Raw genomic sequence first — 18,098 nt, 5'->3', positions numbered from 1 at the left:
TTGAATTATTATACATTTATTCTTTGATTAAAGATCGTAAATAACTATACACAAACCTAATAGCAAAAATAGCAAAAAAAAAGCAAGCGCCTTTAAGCGCTTGCTTCTTCCTTCCTATTTTCTTGGTTTATCAGATGCTTTATTCGCAGCTTCTTCCAATCGACGATATCGTCTCAGATCTGCTTTCCTGATCGGGAGTGGTTCCTTCCTAAGCAGCTTCACAACAGCGATGATTAGGAGCAGCAATATTACAGTGAATGGTAAGGCGGCTATCAATGATGCGGTTTGAAGCGCCTCGAGACCGCCGCTGTATAAGAGAACCCCCGCGATGGCAGCCATCAATGTTCCCCACACCACCTTCGCCGTCATTGGCGGGTTCAAGCTCCCTTTCGTTGTCATGCTGGACAAGATGTAAGTTGCCGAATCTGCAGAAGTGACAAGGAAAGTAAGGATGAGCAGAATAGACAAAATGGACATGACCGTTGAGAATGGCAGCTGTCCAAAGAGCTGGAACAATGCCGAAGTAACATCCTCGTTAACCGCTGCCGCGATGCCTGTGGATTCATGAAGATCGAACCAAATCGCCGTTCCACCAAAGGTTGCAATCCAGAGACAGGCAATGAGCGGCGGTACGACCATAACTCCTACGATAAACTCTCTGATCGTTCTGCCTCTGGATACTCTTGCTACAAAAGCGCCTACGTACGGGGACCAGGCAATCGCCCAAGCCCAGTAGAATATCGTCCAATCTCTTACCCAAGTCCCCTCAGTATAGGGCTGCAAGCGTAGACTGTACGATATGAAATTCGTTATGTAGTCACCCAGTGCCAGCGTAAACGTCTCCAGAATAAACACCGTCGGACCAAGCGTAAATACAAATAGAAGGAACAGCAGTGCTACACCCAGATTTAAATTACTTAGATACTTGATACCTTTGTCCAGACCTGTCGTCGATGAGATCATGTACGCAATAAATATAGCAACAAGTATTCCTAATTGAATAAGCGTACCGTTGCTGGTTCCTGTCAAAGTGCTTATTCCACCGCTCATTTGCATAACACCTAGTCCGATGGAGGTCGCAATCCCCATAACCGTAGCAATGACAGCCAGAATATCAATCGTTTTCTTTACTGCGGGTTTATTACCCGTAACGGGCTCCAGCGCTGTAGATACAAGTCCATCCTTCTCCTTACGAAATTGAAGGAATGCAATGACGAGACCAACGAGCGCAAATACAGACCATTGACTGATTCCCCAGTGAAAGAAGGAATAGCCCATGGCAACGCGTGCAGCTTCTTCCGACTGTGATGCCACGCCTCCAAATGGCGTATCAAAGAAATGGCTCATTGGTTCAGCTACGCCCCAGAATACGAGACCCACACCGAAACCGGCTGAGAACAGCATTCCGATCCATGTAAAAAAGGGATACTGCGGCTTTTCTTTCTCCCCGCCTAAGCGGATCGTTCCATACTTACTGGCAGCCACCCAGATGAGGAACACGATAATAACGAAAATAGACAGCAGATAAAACCAACCAAAATTATTGGTTGTTAAATTGTACAGCATGCTTGCTGTGTTACCGAATGCATCGGGCATTAAGGCACCCAGTACAGCAAGGAGAGTGATGATGATAGCTGAAATGCTAAATACCTTATCTCTCATTAATTTTCGAATCAAAAATCCCACCTCATACCTATTTATTTATCAATACCTCTACAGTATTGCTATTTAAACCGAATTCCATGTAAATAAACGGTGTACGAGACTTTTTATCTTCAACTACAATGAGCAACATCTTACAAGAATCACAAGCTTGGTTATAATATAATGACATCAGCGAGACAGATTATAGAGAGTTGGTGCAGCGAGTGGCTCAAGAAAATAGGACGGTTTGTTATGATACAGATTTGGAAGTGGAAGCTTATCGATTTGAAGGAATTATGCAAAAATTCCCTAACCATTTTCATGATTATTATGTATTGGGGTTTATTGAACAAGGAAAGCGTTACTTGGCTTGTAAGAATGAAGAGTACATCATCAACACGGGTGATGTTATTATCTTCAATCCTTATGATCCCCATGCATGTGAGCAAGTTGATGGCAGGACGCTTGATTACCGCTGTATAAATATACAGCCTAGCATCATGCAAAAATATGTATTTGACATTACGGGGAAGCATGAAACACCCTATTTTAAGCAACCTGTTCTGAGAAATAGTGAAATCGCAGATACCTTACGCGATCTGCACACAATGATTTCCGAGGACCAATCTGATTTTAAAAAAGAGGAATTACTCCTATTACTTATAGAAAATCTCTTAAGAGATCATACCGAGGAGTTCATCCCTTCATATGAATCCTGTCTTCGCACAGAAATCAAAACGGTATGCAAATACATCGATCAAAATTTCGATCAAACGATTACCCTTCAAGATTTATGTAAGCTCACAGGTCTGAGTAAATATTATTTACTCCGTTCGTTTACCAAACAAAAAGGAATTTCTCCTTACAGCTATCTAGAGACACAACGCATTATTCATGCCAAAAAGCTTCTAGAGCAAGGAGTTCTCCCTATTGAGGTGGCTATTCGTACCGGGTTCAGTGACCAGAGCCATTTCACAAATTATTTTAAAAAGCTCATTGGACTTACGCCAAAACAATATATGAGTATCTTTACCGATCAAACATCACAAACCGTATTTACGGAGGCTAAGGCATAATGATACAGCAGCAAGCCAGATCAACAGGACATATACTTGCCATGTTCACGATCTTTATATGGGGCACTACTTTTGTTTCTACCAAGCTTCTGCTGTCTGACTTCAATCCGATTGAGGTGTTATTTTTACGGTTCCTTATTGGTTATTTTATTTTGTTGCTGCTCTACCCTCGAACGGTTAAAACGAGCTCAATAAAGGAAGAACTATTGTTTGCAGGTGCTGGATTAAGTGGAGTAACCCTTTATTTTCTCTTGGAAAATATCGCTTTGACCCTAACTCTTGCAGCAAGTGTAGGCATCATCGTTTCCATTGCACCCTTTTTCACAGCTTTATTTGCACATTTTTTTCTGGAAGGCGAAAAACTTAGCGTATCATTTATAGTAGGATTTATCATTGCTCTTATCGGTATCCTATTGATAGGATTCAATGGCAGTTTTGTGCTCAAACTAAATCCTCTCGGTGATTTCCTAGCCATCCTCGCGCCTATTTTTTGGGCAATCTATTCCGTGCTTATGAAAAAAATCAGCGAAAGGAACTATCATACTATCGGATCTACACGAAAAGTGTTCTTCTATGGTTTAATCTTTATGCTGCCGACACTGCTTCTATTTGATATAGACCTAAGCTTTTCAAAGTTAACCGAACCAATGAGCCTGCTGCATTTACTTTATCTTGGTATTGGCGCATCCGCACTGTGCTTCGTGACTTGGAATCGCGCAGTGGGCATTCTAGGCGCAGTCAAGACAAGTATCTATATTTATTTCGTCCCCGTCATTACGGTCATTGCTTCGCATTTGGTATTGAGTGAGCCCCTTTCCTGGGCCATAGTGATTGGAGCAGTCCTCACTTTGGTCGGTTCATTTATTTCTGAACGCAGAACAAAGCCTCAATACAGTAATCATTAAAAAAGGATGGATCGCTTGAGGCCAGTGGGCTTCGAAAGATCCATCCTTCTTCTATACAGTTCATATTAGTTTGTATTACTCAGCCAGTTCTTTAATTTCTTCATCTGTAAGTGCCTTATTGTATACGTTCACTTCATCGAGGCTGCCGTTTAAATACGGATCTGCCGCATAACGGCTCTTGCCAAGATACGCATCGGTCGTGGCGAGCTCTTTCGGATTAAAAGTCATCTGATCGCTCGTCGTTACGACCTCGCCGTTCACATACAGCTTGCCTGTGTTTCCTTCAAGAGTAACTGCTACGTGCGTCCATTCATTCACCGGAAGCTTCGCAGGTGCGAGAAGACTTTGATCCACTCCATTATGGATGGTAAACTGCATCACTCCCAGATGCTGAGAAGGTGTCAGGAACATATGCTTGCCCAGCCCATTGCCAAAATCAAAGACTCGCTGCCAATCTCCCCCGCCGTTCCAGTATACCCACGCTGCAAAAGTGAAGTCTTCAGCATCTGTGACTAACTCAGGTACTTCCACATAACCGTCGGTACCATTGAATTTGATGGCTTGACCTTGTTTGCCAGATCCTTGTGGTTCAGCCCCACCAATCAGTGTACCATCAAATCCGTTGCTGCTGAGATCAGGAACCGATTGTCCCAATATTCCTTCAAAATCATACTCGACCAGCTTCGGGCCTTCGATTTCTGCAAGTACCGTGACGTTAAACGTTTTGGTGTCCTGTACTTTACCTTTTCGAATCGTTGCTGTAAGCTTCACTACTGCATTATCCTCGCCAGCGGCGGGTCTTGTGACGATTCCAGCCTTGGAGAGGACATCTTCATTCGAAGAAGTCCATGAAATCACACTATCTCTGGTTCCACTTACAGGAAGTGCAAGGTTCTGATATACAGCAGAAGTATTACCTAAACTGAGGTCTTTCTTAACTGCTGCAACAACCTCCTTATCCTTCATTTCCTCCATTTGGCTGCCCCATATGGCGACTCCGGAATCAGATAATACGCTGAAGGTTACTACATTTTTCTGGGCCAATTCGTCCCATTCATTCGTGAAAACCCCTGTATAGGTAACGCCATCTGCCTTAAGTGTTGCAGTCCCGTCTTTATCCAGGCTCCAAGACCCCTTCACATCGCCGCTGATCTTGCCGTTCTTCTCCAGCGTTACAATAACGGATGTTTTGAGCTCTGCTGAAATGTCTTTGCCGTGATTCACAATTTTATAGCTGCCTGCTACTTCGTTCTTCTTCACTTCCTCCTGCTGGATATCCGTATAGCGGTATGGCGCTACGACTGGCCATCCTTTGTCATTCATATACATTTCATGGACGCGAATCTCGTGCTCTTCCCCACGACCTGGAAAACGGGTATGGAAGAATAGCAGATGCTTGCCTGTCTCTTCATCATAGTATGCTGAATTGTGACCTGGAGAAATATAGCCAAGGCCTGTGCCTGCTCCCGGATCTCCAAGCGCTCTCGTGAATTGATAGTTTCCCATCAGCTTCACACCAAACGGTTCAATTGTCCGATCATCAAACAGAGGAAGTTCAGGATTTGCTTTGACCTGAATCATATCATTTCCTTCTGCATCCACATACGGACCGTCCGGATTCTTGGATCTCGCAACCCTGATGTTATATCCGCCTACCGCATCCAGCCCGCCAAAGGATACAAACATATAGTAGTAATCGGTTTCAGGACTATATAAAATGTACGGACCTTCGATCCGGCTGTGGTTACCGCCCATCAGCTTCTTGCCGTAGCCTTGTCCTGGCAGCTGTTTACCGGTTTCGGGGTCCAATTTCATGATGAAAATACCACCTGAATAAGATCCGTATACCATCCATAGCTTCCCGTTCTCATCGAAAAACACATCCGGGTCTACCGCATTCGGATGAATGGTGGCATCGTAAATGGTTCCATCCTCACTCGGCTCGCCCCACATGCCGGATTTCAGCATAATTCCTTGATCAACATAAGGCCCTTCAATATGATCCGCTACCGCTACACCAAGTGCAGATCTTGGAGAATCCCCTTTACAAGCATTGTAGTACATATAATAACGTCCATCTTCGAGCTGAATAACATCGGCTGCCCACAAGGTATTCGTCTGTGCCCATTCAAGCGTTTCCTTGAGTTCTTCTGTCACATTTGGTATCAGCTTATTGCCATCGGCAACACCCGCTGCGACCATATCCCAGTTCGTCAGATCATCTGTCTTCGCAGCAGCAAGATGAGAACCGAACACATAATAGGTATCATCCACCTTGATTACAGATGGGTCATGCACCGAGCCCTCCTGAAACACGGGAGCTTTACTGGCAGGCTTCTCCCCTTCTTAGCCGTATCCACTTCTGGACTCGCATACCCTGAAGCTCCAATAACGCTGCATAATACCGTGAGTGTAGTCGTTAACACGGCGGCTTTTTTGCTAGCTTTGAGTAAATTACGCAAAACATCCCTCTCCTTTGCATCAAAAAAAGTATGAAACTAGAGTCAACGTAAAACGCTTACACAAAGAACCGATCGACGTATGAAAAGACTGAATATGAGGTATGTACATCGACAAATAGTTTACAAATATATAAATATATTTAACTATTTGTTAAATAATAGCACCATCTGTATGCGTATTCAATGGCTAAATTAAACATTGTTCATAAAAGTCTGGTGGTACGCATTTCTGAATTGGGTCGGTGTCATATTTACCGTTCGCTTAAACAATCTCATAAAATACTTCTCATCTGGATAGCCCGATTCCTCGGCTACTTCCTTTATGGACAGGCTTGTCCGAGTCAGCAGCCCCTTCGCCTTCTCCATCCGTATTTGATGAATATAGGCGAGCGGACCCATGCCGGTATATTGCTTAAACATTCGAGATACCGAGTCCTGATGATAATTGAATTTAAGAGCAATCATATTTACAGTCAGCGGCTCAGCCGCGTGCAGCTTCGTCCACTCCATCATTTTGACAAAATGTGATTTGCCTTCGGTCACCCGTGTGATCTGCTCTGCAAGCCGCTGCAGGGTAAGCTCGGATATTTCGATAAGGAGCGAGGTCATCAAGTAATGTACACTTTGCTTCGTATAGTAGCTTGAATTGGCTACGTGCAGAATTTGGTTGACAATAATATGGATCCGGTCACCGTAAGGAGCTGAAGCATACTGCGGAAGATATAGATCAGACACGGTCCAAGCCAGCACGGGCTCTGAATGGATCGACAGGCTCTCTTCTTCCATTTCAGATGAACTTAGAATCTGTGGCGGCTTCGGACAATCAAAATGGAACCAATAGAACTTCACACCAGGCTTAGATGCTCGGTATCCCCTGTGCCGGTGTCCGGGCTGCAGCAGTAAGATGTCTCCCCGGCTGATCTCATACTGTGTATCGTCTTCCTCAATATATACCTTCTCCTCCGCCCCGATAATGAGCTCGTAAACACCCATAATCCGGTCCAAATGAATCCACTCCGTTTCAGAAATAAATTCCCCTGCCGCCAAGAAATGCACAGGCTGATCCCCATTAATCTTCAAATAATTCATATGCGTACCCCCAAGTAGGTCTGTCGGAAATGTCCACCTTATGTAACCGTAATCTACCGACAAATCAAGTGATGAATGGTAATTTAATGATAAAAATATACACTTGCTTCTCATTGCTGGCAAGACATAAGGAGAGAATGACATTGAAAGCTGCTGCATTTGACCTGCACCACGTCAGAGTGGATGCCGGTCCTCTTAAACATGCGATGGAACTAAATACAGCCTACCTGCTGAAGTTGGATGCGGATCGTTTACTATCTCGTTTTCGTGAGTATGCAGGACTAACACCAAAGGCTGCTCACTATGAAGGATGGGAATCCCGAGGTATCAGCGGTCATACCTTGGGACATTATTTGTCCGGATGTGCACTGATGTATGCGTCAACAGGAAATGAAGAGCTTAAACAGCGTGCTGATTACGTCACTCAGGAGCTAAAAGTATGCCAGGACAGTCACGGCAACGGCTATGTATCCGGTATCCCGCGAGGGAGAGAGTTGTTCGAGGAAATTAAAGCCGGGGATATCCGATCCCAAGGGTTTGATCTGAACGGCGGCTGGGTTCCGCTCTATACGATGCATAAACTGTTTGCCGGACTGCGTGATGCATATACCCTTACGGGTAATCAGCTAGCACTGGAAGTTGAGATTCGGCTTGGGGAATGGCTTGATGATGTCTGTGCCGGACTTACCGAAGAGCAGATGCAGCAAGTGCTGCACTGTGAATTTGGCGGAATGAACGAAGTGCTTACCGATCTCGCTGAACATTCCGGTGATAACAAGTTCTTTAAGCTGGCTGAACGCTTTTATCATGGAGAAGTACTAAACGATATTTCTGAGGAAAAAGACACGCTCGCCGGGCGTCATGCCAACACCCAGATCCCCAAAATTATTGGAGCAGCGAGACAATTCGAAGCTTCTGGAGAACCGAAATATGCGGATATTACCCGCTTTTTCTGGGATCGCGTTGTTCATCACCATTCCTACGTTATCGGGGGGAACAGCTACAATGAACACTTTGGCGAACCGGATCAGCTGAATGACCGGCTTGGGGAAGGCACATGTGAAACCTGCAACACTTACAACATGCTGAAATTGACCAGACATATGTTCAAGTGGGATGCCCTTGCGCATTATGCAGATTATTACGAGCGAGCCATGTTTAATCATATTCTTGCTTCTCAGAACCCGACGGATGGCAGCGTCTGCTATTTTGTATCCCTGGAAATGGGTGGACAAAAATCGTTCAACTCTCAATTCGAGGATTTTACGTGCTGTGTAGGATCAAGTATGGAAAGCCACTCTTTATACGGGAGCGCCATTTATTTTCATCAAGATCGAAATTTGTTCGTGAATCAATATGTCCCGTCTACGGTTCAATGGAAAGAGCTAGGCGTGACCCTACAGCAGGAGACCCGCTTCCCTCAAGAAGCGACAGGCCGCTTAACGGTCCATACGGATAACGAGGTTCAGTTTACACTCCAAATCCGCTGTCCTTACTGGGCTGAGAAAGGCATGAGCATTAAAGTAAATGGTGAAGCCTTACCAGTTAACGCTCCGTCTTCTACTTACATTTCACTCACTAGGAAATGGCAGGATGGGGATGTTGTAGAATATGACATTCCAATGAGTGTCAGAGTGGAAGTCATGCCGGACAATCCTAAACGTGTTGCCTTCATGTACGGTCCGCAAGTGCTGGCTGCAGATTATGAATATGCGATGAATGTCAAGGAACGTGAGCTGCCAGCGGTACTGATCGGTACGCCTGAAGATATCGCAGCCCGCATCACGCCGGCCGGGGAACAACTCTATCATCTGACTGACCGTGGCTCTGATGTTTATTTCAGACCGTTCTACTCACTCTACGATCATCGTTATACCGTCTATTTTGACGTGTTCACACCGGAAGAATGGACGCAGACCGAGGCAGAATATCGGGAAAGCGCAGCCTATCAAGAGAGGCTGGAGGAGATCACGATCGACTTTATGCAGCCTGCTGAAATGCAGCCGGAACGGGATCATGAGTTTGAAGGCGAGCATGTAAATCTGGGCAGAATCTACAATCGAAAATACAGAGATACATGGCCGTCTGGCTGGTTCTCATTTGAGATGAAGGTCCATCCGGATGCTCCGGTTAGCCTTGCAGTTACTTATCTAAAAACATCTGATCCAAAGATTCGCTTCCACATGGAAGCGGACGGAATAACGCTTGGCCAGGGCTTGCTTGAATCTGAGGAGCTCAACCAGCTGGAGACATTCATATATGATCTGCCTGAGACGATAACAGCAGGTAAGGATAAGATTCGCATCCGATTTGTGGCAGCGGGCGGATACAAGGTAGCACCGGTAGCCGGCGTCCGTACCGTGAAGAGATAAACGCTCCTGCCAATATAGAATTGGTGAGCATAACCCTTGAACACACAGAATAAGTGAGAAGCCATTATGTAACATATTCCGGGGATTAATTAAACGAACATAAACATAAATGGCTCGCGTCCTACTCCATATTGGAGTCAGATGCGAGCCTCTATATCTCTTTCAATGTTGAATTGTAAATTGATCCAGCAGTTGACCGTCCACGTCATAGGCTTGATACGTCAACGTTTTCCCCGAGATCGAAATTCCGGCATAGATTTGCTTTTTATTTTGAAAATGCAGCTTATGATAGAATTGATCCTCTTTCAGCTTGTTGAATTTGGGTCCGCTGGCATTGACTACGACATAGATGGCACCTTCGTGATCTCGCACCGTATCGCTTCCATCCCCGGTGACCCTTCCATTCTTCACAGGATGTGAACGTGAGTACACATGATTGTGACCCTGGAGCACCAGATCCACCTTATATTTGTCGATAATGCGAGACCAATCCACCAGCTTTTTCGTAATCGTGCCGCCATAGATGGGTCGATGCATCACCATGATCTTCCATTCACAATGAGTTCCTGCCAGGTCCGCTTCGAGCCATTTCGTTTGCTGCTTAATACACTTCTCCGTATTTAGTACCGCAATATGTAAGCAGCCGTAGTCAAAGGAATAATTCGTCTGTGTTCCCTTCAGCGCTTCAGCTCCATTCTCTGGAAGATGGAAATAGGAAGCATAACGGGCTGCTCCGATGTCTTTGATATCATTATTACCAACGACCGGAACAATGGGCGTCTTTCCAATCCAGAACATGCTGGCATTAAAAAAATGGCTCCATGCGCTCTTCTTCGCTGCTGTTTCAACCAAATCTCCGGCGTGCACAACGAAGTCAGGATTTGCAAATCGGGCAAACGCCTGCTTCATCGTATTCTCCCATAGACGAAATTCATTCACTTTATCCGCCTGGGAATCCGTCACATAAATGAATGAGACCTCTGATATCTCTTCCGCTGCCGTTGTAAAAGTATGCGGTTCGCTCCAATCTCCCTCGCTGCTGTCTCTTACTCGATAGCTATACATTGTGCTCGGCTTGAGATCAGCTGTTACGACTCGATGGACAGCGATATCCTGACCCTCTAATCTGAGGGCAGAATGGTTGGCCTCATAGCTCGTAACAGAGCTGTGCTCGAAGTCTCCCACATTCCCCTTTGTAATTTGCAGCTGAGCATCACGGCTATTCGGATTCCGACTGTGCCAGGTAAAAGCCCTGCTTGTAGACGGATTATCATGAACTGTCGTTACAATCTGCACCGAAGTCTTACGCGCTCTCGATTGTAAAATCGACGAAAGGATGTTGTAGCCACAGATTGCAGCCATAGCTATTAGAATGATCCACATTATCGTATTCAAGCTAAGCACCTACTTTTCGGCATCCACCTGCTCCCTCCAAGGAGCAGACCAGCACCAGTCTGTTAAACATTTACCCGGTTCGTCTTAGCTCTCAAACGCATTGAAAATATCATTAACAAGTCTTCTTCTATCATTTTCTTCTCATAGTGCGAATCAGCTCTTTCTGCTCCGCACTAACTTGATAAGATTCCGTTATTTTTTGCAGAGCCTTGTTATAAGTGAACTTATCTAGTGAGCTCTCTAACAGATATTTCGTGCTTTGCTCCGGCATTTTGATATAACAGATTGATATTGCCCAAGCAACAGCCATCTGAACATAATATTCCTCGCTGTGTATGGTGTCGAGCTTCTGCAGCACCTCCTCAATGTATTCTTCATCAACAAAGTAAGTGAGAAGCATCACGACACCAAAACGTACATGATAGGTATCCTCAGATGACAAATAAGGGGTAACGAACTCCCATACACGCGCTTTGTTCTTCTTCGTTATCTTCAGTCCGCTGCAAAAGCTGTCACAGATAGACCAATTCGTAATCTTGGGTATAAAAGCAGCTACATATTCCAGCAACTCGTCAATATCAGTCTTGATGTAGCCAAGAACCATTGCCTGAAGCATCACCTCTTCAAAATACTCGTCATCAGCCTGTTTTAGATATGTACGCCAATCGCCTTTGGCAATCGTCTTGGCCAGCTTATGCAGCTCAGGGTGTCTGACACCGAGAAGGTTCGTAATATTCGGTATAAGCCGTGCTGTAAACTGCTGATATTTCTGATCGGATAAGGCAAGCAGTTGTTCCTTTAATTGATTATTCATGGATATTCTAAACTCCTCTTCATTTCATCTATTTCTACTCAAGTCACTCACTCCGCAATTATAGCACATACGTTCGTGTTTTATCGATTAAGATTAATTCAATAGGCTACTTCATAGTTCATATGAACCAGGTATAAAGTTTTAAATATTTTGGAATAACCACCTATTTATTATAGGTATATGGTATTATATTCATTAAAAATCCAAAGAGAAAACGTGGGGGTGGATCTATGTTTGATTGGATAGGATTCAAAAAAGGGTTGCCGTTATGGCGTTCATACCAATTAAACAAAAATCTTAAGAAAGATGTAGAGGAAATCTTTGAAGGAATCGCAGAAACAAGAATGAACATTCTGATATCTTGGACGGAGGATTATTGGCGCCATCTGGAGCAGCTGCTTACGCAATTGAAATCTGTGGCAGGCGAGTCTTCACTCTTTGACAACGATCAGATGAGCAATCGGAGCCAATTGTTTGCTCAGACCTGCGGCCGGGCAACGGACATAACTGAGCTTTTTCTACTAGATAGTAATCATCAGGTGATTTACTCCACTTACGAATCGCATATTGCTGCGAAATATTCGGAAGCCCATGCTTTATGGGAAGGGATCTCATACGTATCCTCTTCTGATCATCAAGACAGGAAATGTCTATTCGGACCTTATCGAGATCCGCTCACTCTACAAATCGGACCTCGCTCTTCCACTTTCCATGATCAGATGACTCTATTGTTCATTGAACCGATATGGCAGGATGATCATTACATGGGCTCTCTCTGCGCAAGAATCCCCAATGACGTGATCGGTGATTTGATTCAAAGAGAATCAGGACATATCTATCCGGATTCCGGTGATAATTATATTTTTATGGCGAGACCTGAGCTTAATACGAGTATCCTTCCTGGAACAGCTCTTTCTCGAAGCAGGTTTGAAGATCATACCTTCACCCATGGTGAAAATCTGAAAGACGGCATAAGCACCGACTGGGGAACGGTTTCAGTAAAGGAACATACGGAACTTGAATTAATGTTCACTGATCCGTCTACGAACGAGCTTCACCCCGGTGTCGCAAATACCATTCGTTATGGCAGTAACTTATTTGTGGAATTTCCAGGTTACTCAGACTATCGCCATATCCCTGTCATAGGCAAAGGTGTTACCTTTCGACTTCCTCATTGCCCCGATACTTGGGGGATGATGTGCGAAGGCGATCTAGAGGAAGTCTACCGGATACGAAGTATAGGATACAATCAATTGAAACAACAAGCATTGTTAGCAGTCATGGGTTCGATTATAACCGGTGCCATTACGTATTTTATAGCAACCTATTCTTCGATTTGGATGGGAGCTCTTCTTGCCGGAGTCATTCAGCTGCTCTCCATCCTCACGATCTTCACAATCGTACATAAAAAAGAAACTACGAAAATTGTCGCAGGACTAAGAGATATTACCCGATTCATACGAATAAATGCAGAAGGTAAAGGGGATTTAACTCAGCGTCTGAAACCAAATGAGTTTGGAAACGATGAAACCCGTGAACTAGCCAAATGGATTAACAATATGATTGATTCCCTTGAAGGCATCATGCTAAGAGTAAAAACTGCGGCGGCAGATGTATTATCCAGCCAGCATACGTTAAATGAATCAACGAAAATAACAGCGGGCTCGACCCAGCGAGTGAATCAAAATGTTCAAAACATGATTCAGCACACGCTTGATCAGCTTCGCGATATTGACGTGGCTAAGGAAGTGACAGGTCAAATGCGTACCCAGCTTCAGAAGATCGAACTGGACGCATCCAAGGAAATCGCCATCGCGCAGTCTGAGGTCGAAAGAATCGGGGATAAAATGCAGCAGATTCATGAAAAAGTGGAAGATACAAACCAATCAATCCGAACATTTATGCATACTACCGAGCAAATTCGCAGTGTAGTAAGAGCGATTGAGGAGATTTCGGAGCAGACGCAGCTGCTTGCCTTAAATGCTTCCATTGAGGCAGCCAGAGTCGGAGAGCATGGTCGAGGTTTTGCTGTAGTGGCTTCTGAGATCCGTAAACTCTCCGAGATGACCAACGAATCAACTGCAGAAGTGCATCAGATTATTAAAAACATACGTGACGATGCCGTTCAAGCCTACAAATTCATGGATGAAGGAAGCCGAGTTGTTCATGAAGGGAATGAGTTAGTATCCGCCGCTATAGAGCTATTATCAGCAGCTTCTGTTGAAAATGCCCGCAAGACTCAAGTCGTAGATGAAGTTGTGATGCTGATGGAGAAAATCGCAGGCACCAGTATTGAAAATCGAGCGATATCAACAGAGGTTGAATCCAAAGTTATGGAACTAATTCACGAAATTAAGAATGTACGACACACCTCCCAAAATGTAGAAAGCACCACTCTTCTGCTCGATCAAATGGTCAGCCAATTCAAACTATCTGAATCACGCACTCGTTAAATGTGGTCATCAAGACGCAAGAGATGAGATCACAGCAATCATTACAACTTATCTCAACAGCATGCTGAGAACGTAATGTATAGACAAATACACACATTTGGGCCTCCTTTAATACAGTAATAGCAACATAAGGAGGCCGAGATCAATGCTGATGTTTGATAAAGAAAATTTAGAGCATGCATCACCAGGTGGCTGGATGGAAGAAGCTTATCGTTTTTTCTCTGCGAAAATGTCGGATACCGACCACAAATTCCCCTGCATACCTGCAACCATTGGATATAAATTGAATCATTTCCGCTATGTATTTCTTAGTGATCCCCGAACACCACAAGCTTCGGAGCAATTGGCAAAGAGCCTTGCTGCTTATGGAGAGCAGTCAAAAGAAATCGGCAACTATACTTCTCTCATTGCTATTTTCGAAACCCCGGCAGATCTAGTTGAGCATTACCATGTAGAAGATTATCAGGGTCTGTTCTGGGATGTGCTTAGTAAAACGAGCGCGCGTGATGAACAGCCGTGGCCTGAGCAGATTCCGCAAGACCCGGATCATAACGTGTGGGAATACTGCTATGGTGATGAGCAATATTTTATGTATTGTGCAACTCCCGCTCATCAGCGAAGGCAAAGCCGGCATTTCCCTTACTTTATCTTTGCCATTACCCCTCGCTGGGTGCTTACCGAATTCAATAAGAACATGTCGGCCGCTGCTCAAATTAAGAAAAAGATTAGAGAAAGAATTACCGAGTATGATGAAATCGGTGTTCACCCAGATTTGAACTTCTATGGCAGTGAGGACAATTTTGAATGGAAGCAATATTTTCTGAGCGACGATGAACAGCCAGCTACGGGTAAATGTCCGTTTGCCCATCTGCATATGAAGAAAATTTAAGATTTTAGTAAACAGTAGCGCTCCAACAAAGTTCAATAAAATCACTCTCTTCCCAGCGCTGCTGTCACTACAGATTCGTCTGATAAATTCTCAGATATACTCTTATTAATTCTTACAATAAACAAATAAGCAGAGCCCTGTTATAACACAGCACCCTGCTTATCCTATAGGTTCTTTTCATCGTTACAGCTATTCGTTACAGTGCTATTTTATAGGAATCCATATCTCTGAATAGCAATCGGGACTGTAAGGATCTTGATCTGTATAGTACTCGAACTCAATGAAGCCTGATTGCACGTATCCGCTAGAAGGAAACCACTCAGTATAAATTTGCTTCCACACCTTCTGCATCGCATCAGGCATAGGACCAACCACTTCAAATACAGCCCATTTCGCAGCTTGAATTGTAAGCTTTGACAAATGCTCCGGAGTCTGCCCCCGATAATCCGCTGCAATCCAGTAGGTCATCATTTGTTCTTTCTGCTGCTCCTCATTGGACACGCAGACACCGAGCACTCCCTTGATCTCTCCGTTATTCAAGCCGAATAACTGGTCATTAATCCCGTTCTCATGCACTTCTTTCCACATCTGTGGAATCATCACCATATTGTCTCCATTAGATAGTGAAAAATCTCGATGAATACCTACAACATCAAAAGCGTCTTTTTCTACAATTCTGTACTTCATCGGTTATGCTCCTCTCAAACTCACCTGGATCACCAAACGGTTAAATGAAATAAGTTGACTACTCGGCTTTCTCGCTTCACTCGGAGTAATACCATGCTGCCTGCGAAAAGCTTTGGTAAATGCTTCGGGAGTGTCGTAGCCGTATTTCAGAGCAATATTAATCACCTTGCTGTCCGTTCTGCTAAGTTCTTGTGCTGCCAAGGTTAGACGTCTCCGCCGGATGTACTCGCCCACAGAAATATCCGTCAGGTAGATAAACATAGGTTGAAACTGATAAAGTGATGTATCTGCTTGTTTTGCAACCTCCGTGATATTGATCTCCTCCAGTATATGATCTTTCTACCGATAACACATAAAAAGCCCTCTATTGAAACGCTGATTAAGCGCTTGTAAGAGGGCTTCCGATTAAATCATTATTCTACGGTCGCCGGGTCCATCCACATAATCTCCCACAGATGTCCGTCTAAATCTTCGAAGCTTCTTCCGTACATAAAGCCATGATCCTGAGGTTCACTGTATGATCTTCCTCCTGCTGCTATAGCCTTGTCCGCTATCTCGTCTACCTGCTCTCTGCTATCTGCAGATAAACAGAGGATAACCTGTGCAGCGGCTTTTGCGTCTGCTACCGGTTTGCTGATAAAGGATTTAAAACGATCCTCTGTCAGCAGCATCGCATAGATTTGGTCACTGATAATCATGCTGGTAGCGTTCTCATCAGTGAACTGTTCATTGAATGCAAAGCCGATAGAAGAGAAAAATTCAATTGAAGCGTTTAAATTCTTAACAGGCAGGTTCACAAATATTTGTTTGGATTGAAGAGCCATAATTCACCTCATCGATTAGGATGATCAGATCATACCATTTTTTTACTATATTGGACATCCTTTTTTGAATAATTCGCCTGCTTTTGGTTCAGTAAGATCCCTATATACAACCTGAACGCCTTCCGGGAGAACGGCTCTGTCCGGATGACGTAAAACTGCCCTAACATTTTTATCCATTTGTACAAGTTCATGAACAAGATGTCTTCCTACGTCCCAGTCGCACCGGTTACTAGAATCGTCATTTATATCTCCTCCATTTATTGTTGATGGATATAACGGGATTGAATTTCAGATATGACCTTTAATAAATCTTCTATCAGCTCGTTTGGAGATAGGATCTCGTCCTTCGATCCGTAATTTAAAATTATCGAAAGCGCGTTAGGCCGCATCCCGACAGGAGAAGTTTCATTCCTTAATACTTGATCAAGGGCATGCAGACTCCAATCGCCGTATCCTTTCTTGTCTCTTGCAGCTTCTCGCTCCGCAACCATTTCCGGATCAGGACATAACACGATGAAGTAGAAGGGACGGCTTTGCATATACGATAAGAATTCATTCAAGACTTTCCCAATTACGACATCTTGGACTATTCTTTATTTTGTATAAAGAGTGATGGGATCTTACCCAAGGGAGTAAAAGATTATAATAAATTTTCTATCCTTTGATTCCCGAAAGTGTTACTCCTTCAATGATGTATCTTTGCCCGATTACATAGACGATCAGAACCGGAATTAGGGCAATAGATGCACCTGCCATCATTAGCGTCCAGTCCGTTGAATACATCCCTCGATATAAATTCAACATCATCGGCACGGTAAACTTCTCTGGACTGTTTAGAAAGATAAGAGGATTAAAGAAGTTGTTCCACATGCCGAGAAAAGTAAAAATACCTAAGGCAGACAATGCCGGTTTAATCAGCGGCAGCATAATTTTAGCATAGATGGTCAGCCTCCCTGCGCCATCCACTATCGATGCCTCCTCCATGTCCTTTGGTATTCCGCGAAAGAACTGTCTCAGTAGAAAAACGCCAAACGCGTTCAACAGCGCAGATGGGATGATGATGGCGAGATGGGAATCCAGCCAGCCGATATTTTTAAACATCAAATACAGTGGAATAATGGTCACCTGTCCAGGAACCATCATAGTTGCGAGAAACATGACGAACAGAGGCTCCCGCAGCGGAAATTTGATTTTTGCAAAGGCATATGCTGCCATAGAACAAGTAATAAGCTGGCATAGGACAACAATGACGTTAATGTAAAGACTATTGAGATAAGCTCTGCCAAAGGGCAGCGCAGTGAGAGAATCCCTGAAGTTGGTCCATACAAACGGATCAGGAATCCATTTCGGCGGAACGACAAACACTTGGGACAAGTCCTTCAAGGAGCTGAGCAGCATCCAGACAAAAGGCAAAGCCATGATACAGGCGCCGATGATTAACACAAAATGAAGCAGCAGCGTACTGATCCTGAAGCCTTTAAGCGGCAT

General features: G+C 44.2%; 15 protein-coding genes. 5 read left to right on the top strand and 10 right to left on the bottom strand.

What is annotated here, in order from left to right:
• Positions 1-114: 114 nt before the first annotated feature.
• Positions 115-1,662: a BCCT family transporter gene (locus TCA2_RS11285; RefSeq protein WP_047911972.1), complete on the bottom strand. Its 1,548-nt coding sequence runs from the start codon at positions 1,660-1,662 to the stop codon at positions 115-117.
• Positions 1,663-1,868: 206 nt separating this feature from the next.
• Between TCA2_RS11285 and TCA2_RS11280 the strand changes: the two genes are divergently transcribed.
• On the top strand, positions 1,869-2,720 hold the full coding sequence (locus tag TCA2_RS11280; protein ID WP_047911724.1) for an AraC family transcriptional regulator: 852 nt from the start codon (positions 1,869-1,871) through the stop codon (positions 2,718-2,720).
• A 2-nt stretch (positions 2,721-2,722) separates the two neighbouring features.
• Positions 2,723-3,625, top strand: a complete 903-nt coding sequence (locus TCA2_RS11275) for a DMT family transporter (RefSeq protein ID WP_370510352.1) — start codon at positions 2,723-2,725, stop codon at positions 3,623-3,625.
• Between the two features lie 75 nt (positions 3,626-3,700).
• Here TCA2_RS11275 and TCA2_RS11270 read toward each other — a convergent pair whose 3' ends face one another.
• Positions 3,701-5,923, bottom strand: coding sequence for a LamG-like jellyroll fold domain-containing protein (locus TCA2_RS11270; protein WP_052511907.1), 2,223 nt, complete (start codon positions 5,921-5,923; stop codon positions 3,701-3,703).
• A gap of 356 nt (positions 5,924-6,279) precedes the next feature.
• Positions 6,280-7,176 carry an AraC family transcriptional regulator gene (locus TCA2_RS11265; protein WP_047911722.1) on the bottom strand — a complete coding sequence of 299 codons (897 nt, stop codon included), beginning with the start codon at positions 7,174-7,176 and terminating at the stop codon, positions 6,280-6,282.
• A 143-nt stretch (positions 7,177-7,319) separates the two neighbouring features.
• Here TCA2_RS11265 and TCA2_RS11260 point away from each other — a divergent pair, with 143 nt between their 5' ends.
• A complete protein-coding gene (locus TCA2_RS11260) occupies positions 7,320-9,548 on the top strand; it encodes a glycoside hydrolase family 127 protein (protein WP_152557709.1) in 2,229 nt (742 codons plus the stop codon).
• 162 nt (positions 9,549-9,710) lie between these two features.
• Here TCA2_RS11260 and TCA2_RS11255 read toward each other — a convergent pair whose 3' ends face one another.
• On the bottom strand, positions 9,711-10,943 hold the full coding sequence (locus tag TCA2_RS11255) for a metallophosphoesterase family protein (RefSeq protein WP_152557708.1): 1,233 nt from the start codon (positions 10,941-10,943) through the stop codon (positions 9,711-9,713).
• Between the two features lie 130 nt (positions 10,944-11,073).
• A complete protein-coding gene (locus TCA2_RS11250; RefSeq protein ID WP_047911720.1) occupies positions 11,074-11,757 on the bottom strand; it encodes a DNA alkylation repair protein in 684 nt (227 codons plus the stop codon).
• Between the two features lie 230 nt (positions 11,758-11,987).
• Between TCA2_RS11250 and TCA2_RS11245 the strand changes: the two genes are divergently transcribed.
• Together TCA2_RS11245 and TCA2_RS11240 are read left to right on the top strand one after the other, a co-directional pair.
• Positions 11,988-14,210, top strand: coding sequence for a methyl-accepting chemotaxis protein (locus TCA2_RS11245; RefSeq protein ID WP_047911719.1), 2,223 nt, complete (start codon positions 11,988-11,990; stop codon positions 14,208-14,210).
• A 145-nt stretch (positions 14,211-14,355) separates the two neighbouring features.
• Positions 14,356-15,099 carry a YqcI/YcgG family protein gene (locus TCA2_RS11240; protein ID WP_047911718.1) on the top strand — a complete coding sequence of 248 codons (744 nt, stop codon included), beginning with the start codon at positions 14,356-14,358 and terminating at the stop codon, positions 15,097-15,099.
• 204 nt (positions 15,100-15,303) lie between these two features.
• Here TCA2_RS11240 and TCA2_RS27990 read toward each other — a convergent pair whose 3' ends face one another.
• The 5 genes from TCA2_RS27990 to TCA2_RS11215 all read right to left on the bottom strand — a co-directional run bounded on the left by TCA2_RS27990 (position 15,304) and on the right by TCA2_RS11215 (position 18,098).
• A complete protein-coding gene (locus TCA2_RS27990; protein ID WP_047911717.1) occupies positions 15,304-15,786 on the bottom strand; it encodes a GyrI-like domain-containing protein in 483 nt (160 codons plus the stop codon).
• A 3-nt stretch (positions 15,787-15,789) separates the two neighbouring features.
• Positions 15,790-16,098, bottom strand: a complete 309-nt coding sequence (locus TCA2_RS27985; protein WP_338000054.1) for a helix-turn-helix transcriptional regulator — start codon at positions 16,096-16,098, stop codon at positions 15,790-15,792.
• Positions 16,099-16,199: 101 nt separating this feature from the next.
• Positions 16,200-16,610, bottom strand: coding sequence for a VOC family protein (locus TCA2_RS11225; RefSeq protein WP_047911716.1), 411 nt, complete (start codon positions 16,608-16,610; stop codon positions 16,200-16,202).
• Positions 16,611-16,867: 257 nt separating this feature from the next.
• Positions 16,868-17,170: a hypothetical protein gene (locus TCA2_RS11220; RefSeq protein ID WP_238546354.1), complete on the bottom strand. Its 303-nt coding sequence runs from the start codon at positions 17,168-17,170 to the stop codon at positions 16,868-16,870.
• A gap of 94 nt (positions 17,171-17,264) precedes the next feature.
• Positions 17,265-18,098, bottom strand: coding sequence for a carbohydrate ABC transporter permease (locus TCA2_RS11215; protein WP_047911715.1), 834 nt, complete (start codon positions 18,096-18,098; stop codon positions 17,265-17,267).

The organism is Paenibacillus sp. TCA20 (genome assembly GCF_000732325.1).
GTDB lineage: Bacteria > Bacillota > Bacilli > Paenibacillales > Paenibacillaceae > Paenibacillus > Paenibacillus urinalis.
Note: the sequence above shows the minus strand (reverse complement) of the source record. Positions and strands in the feature narration are given on the sequence as shown.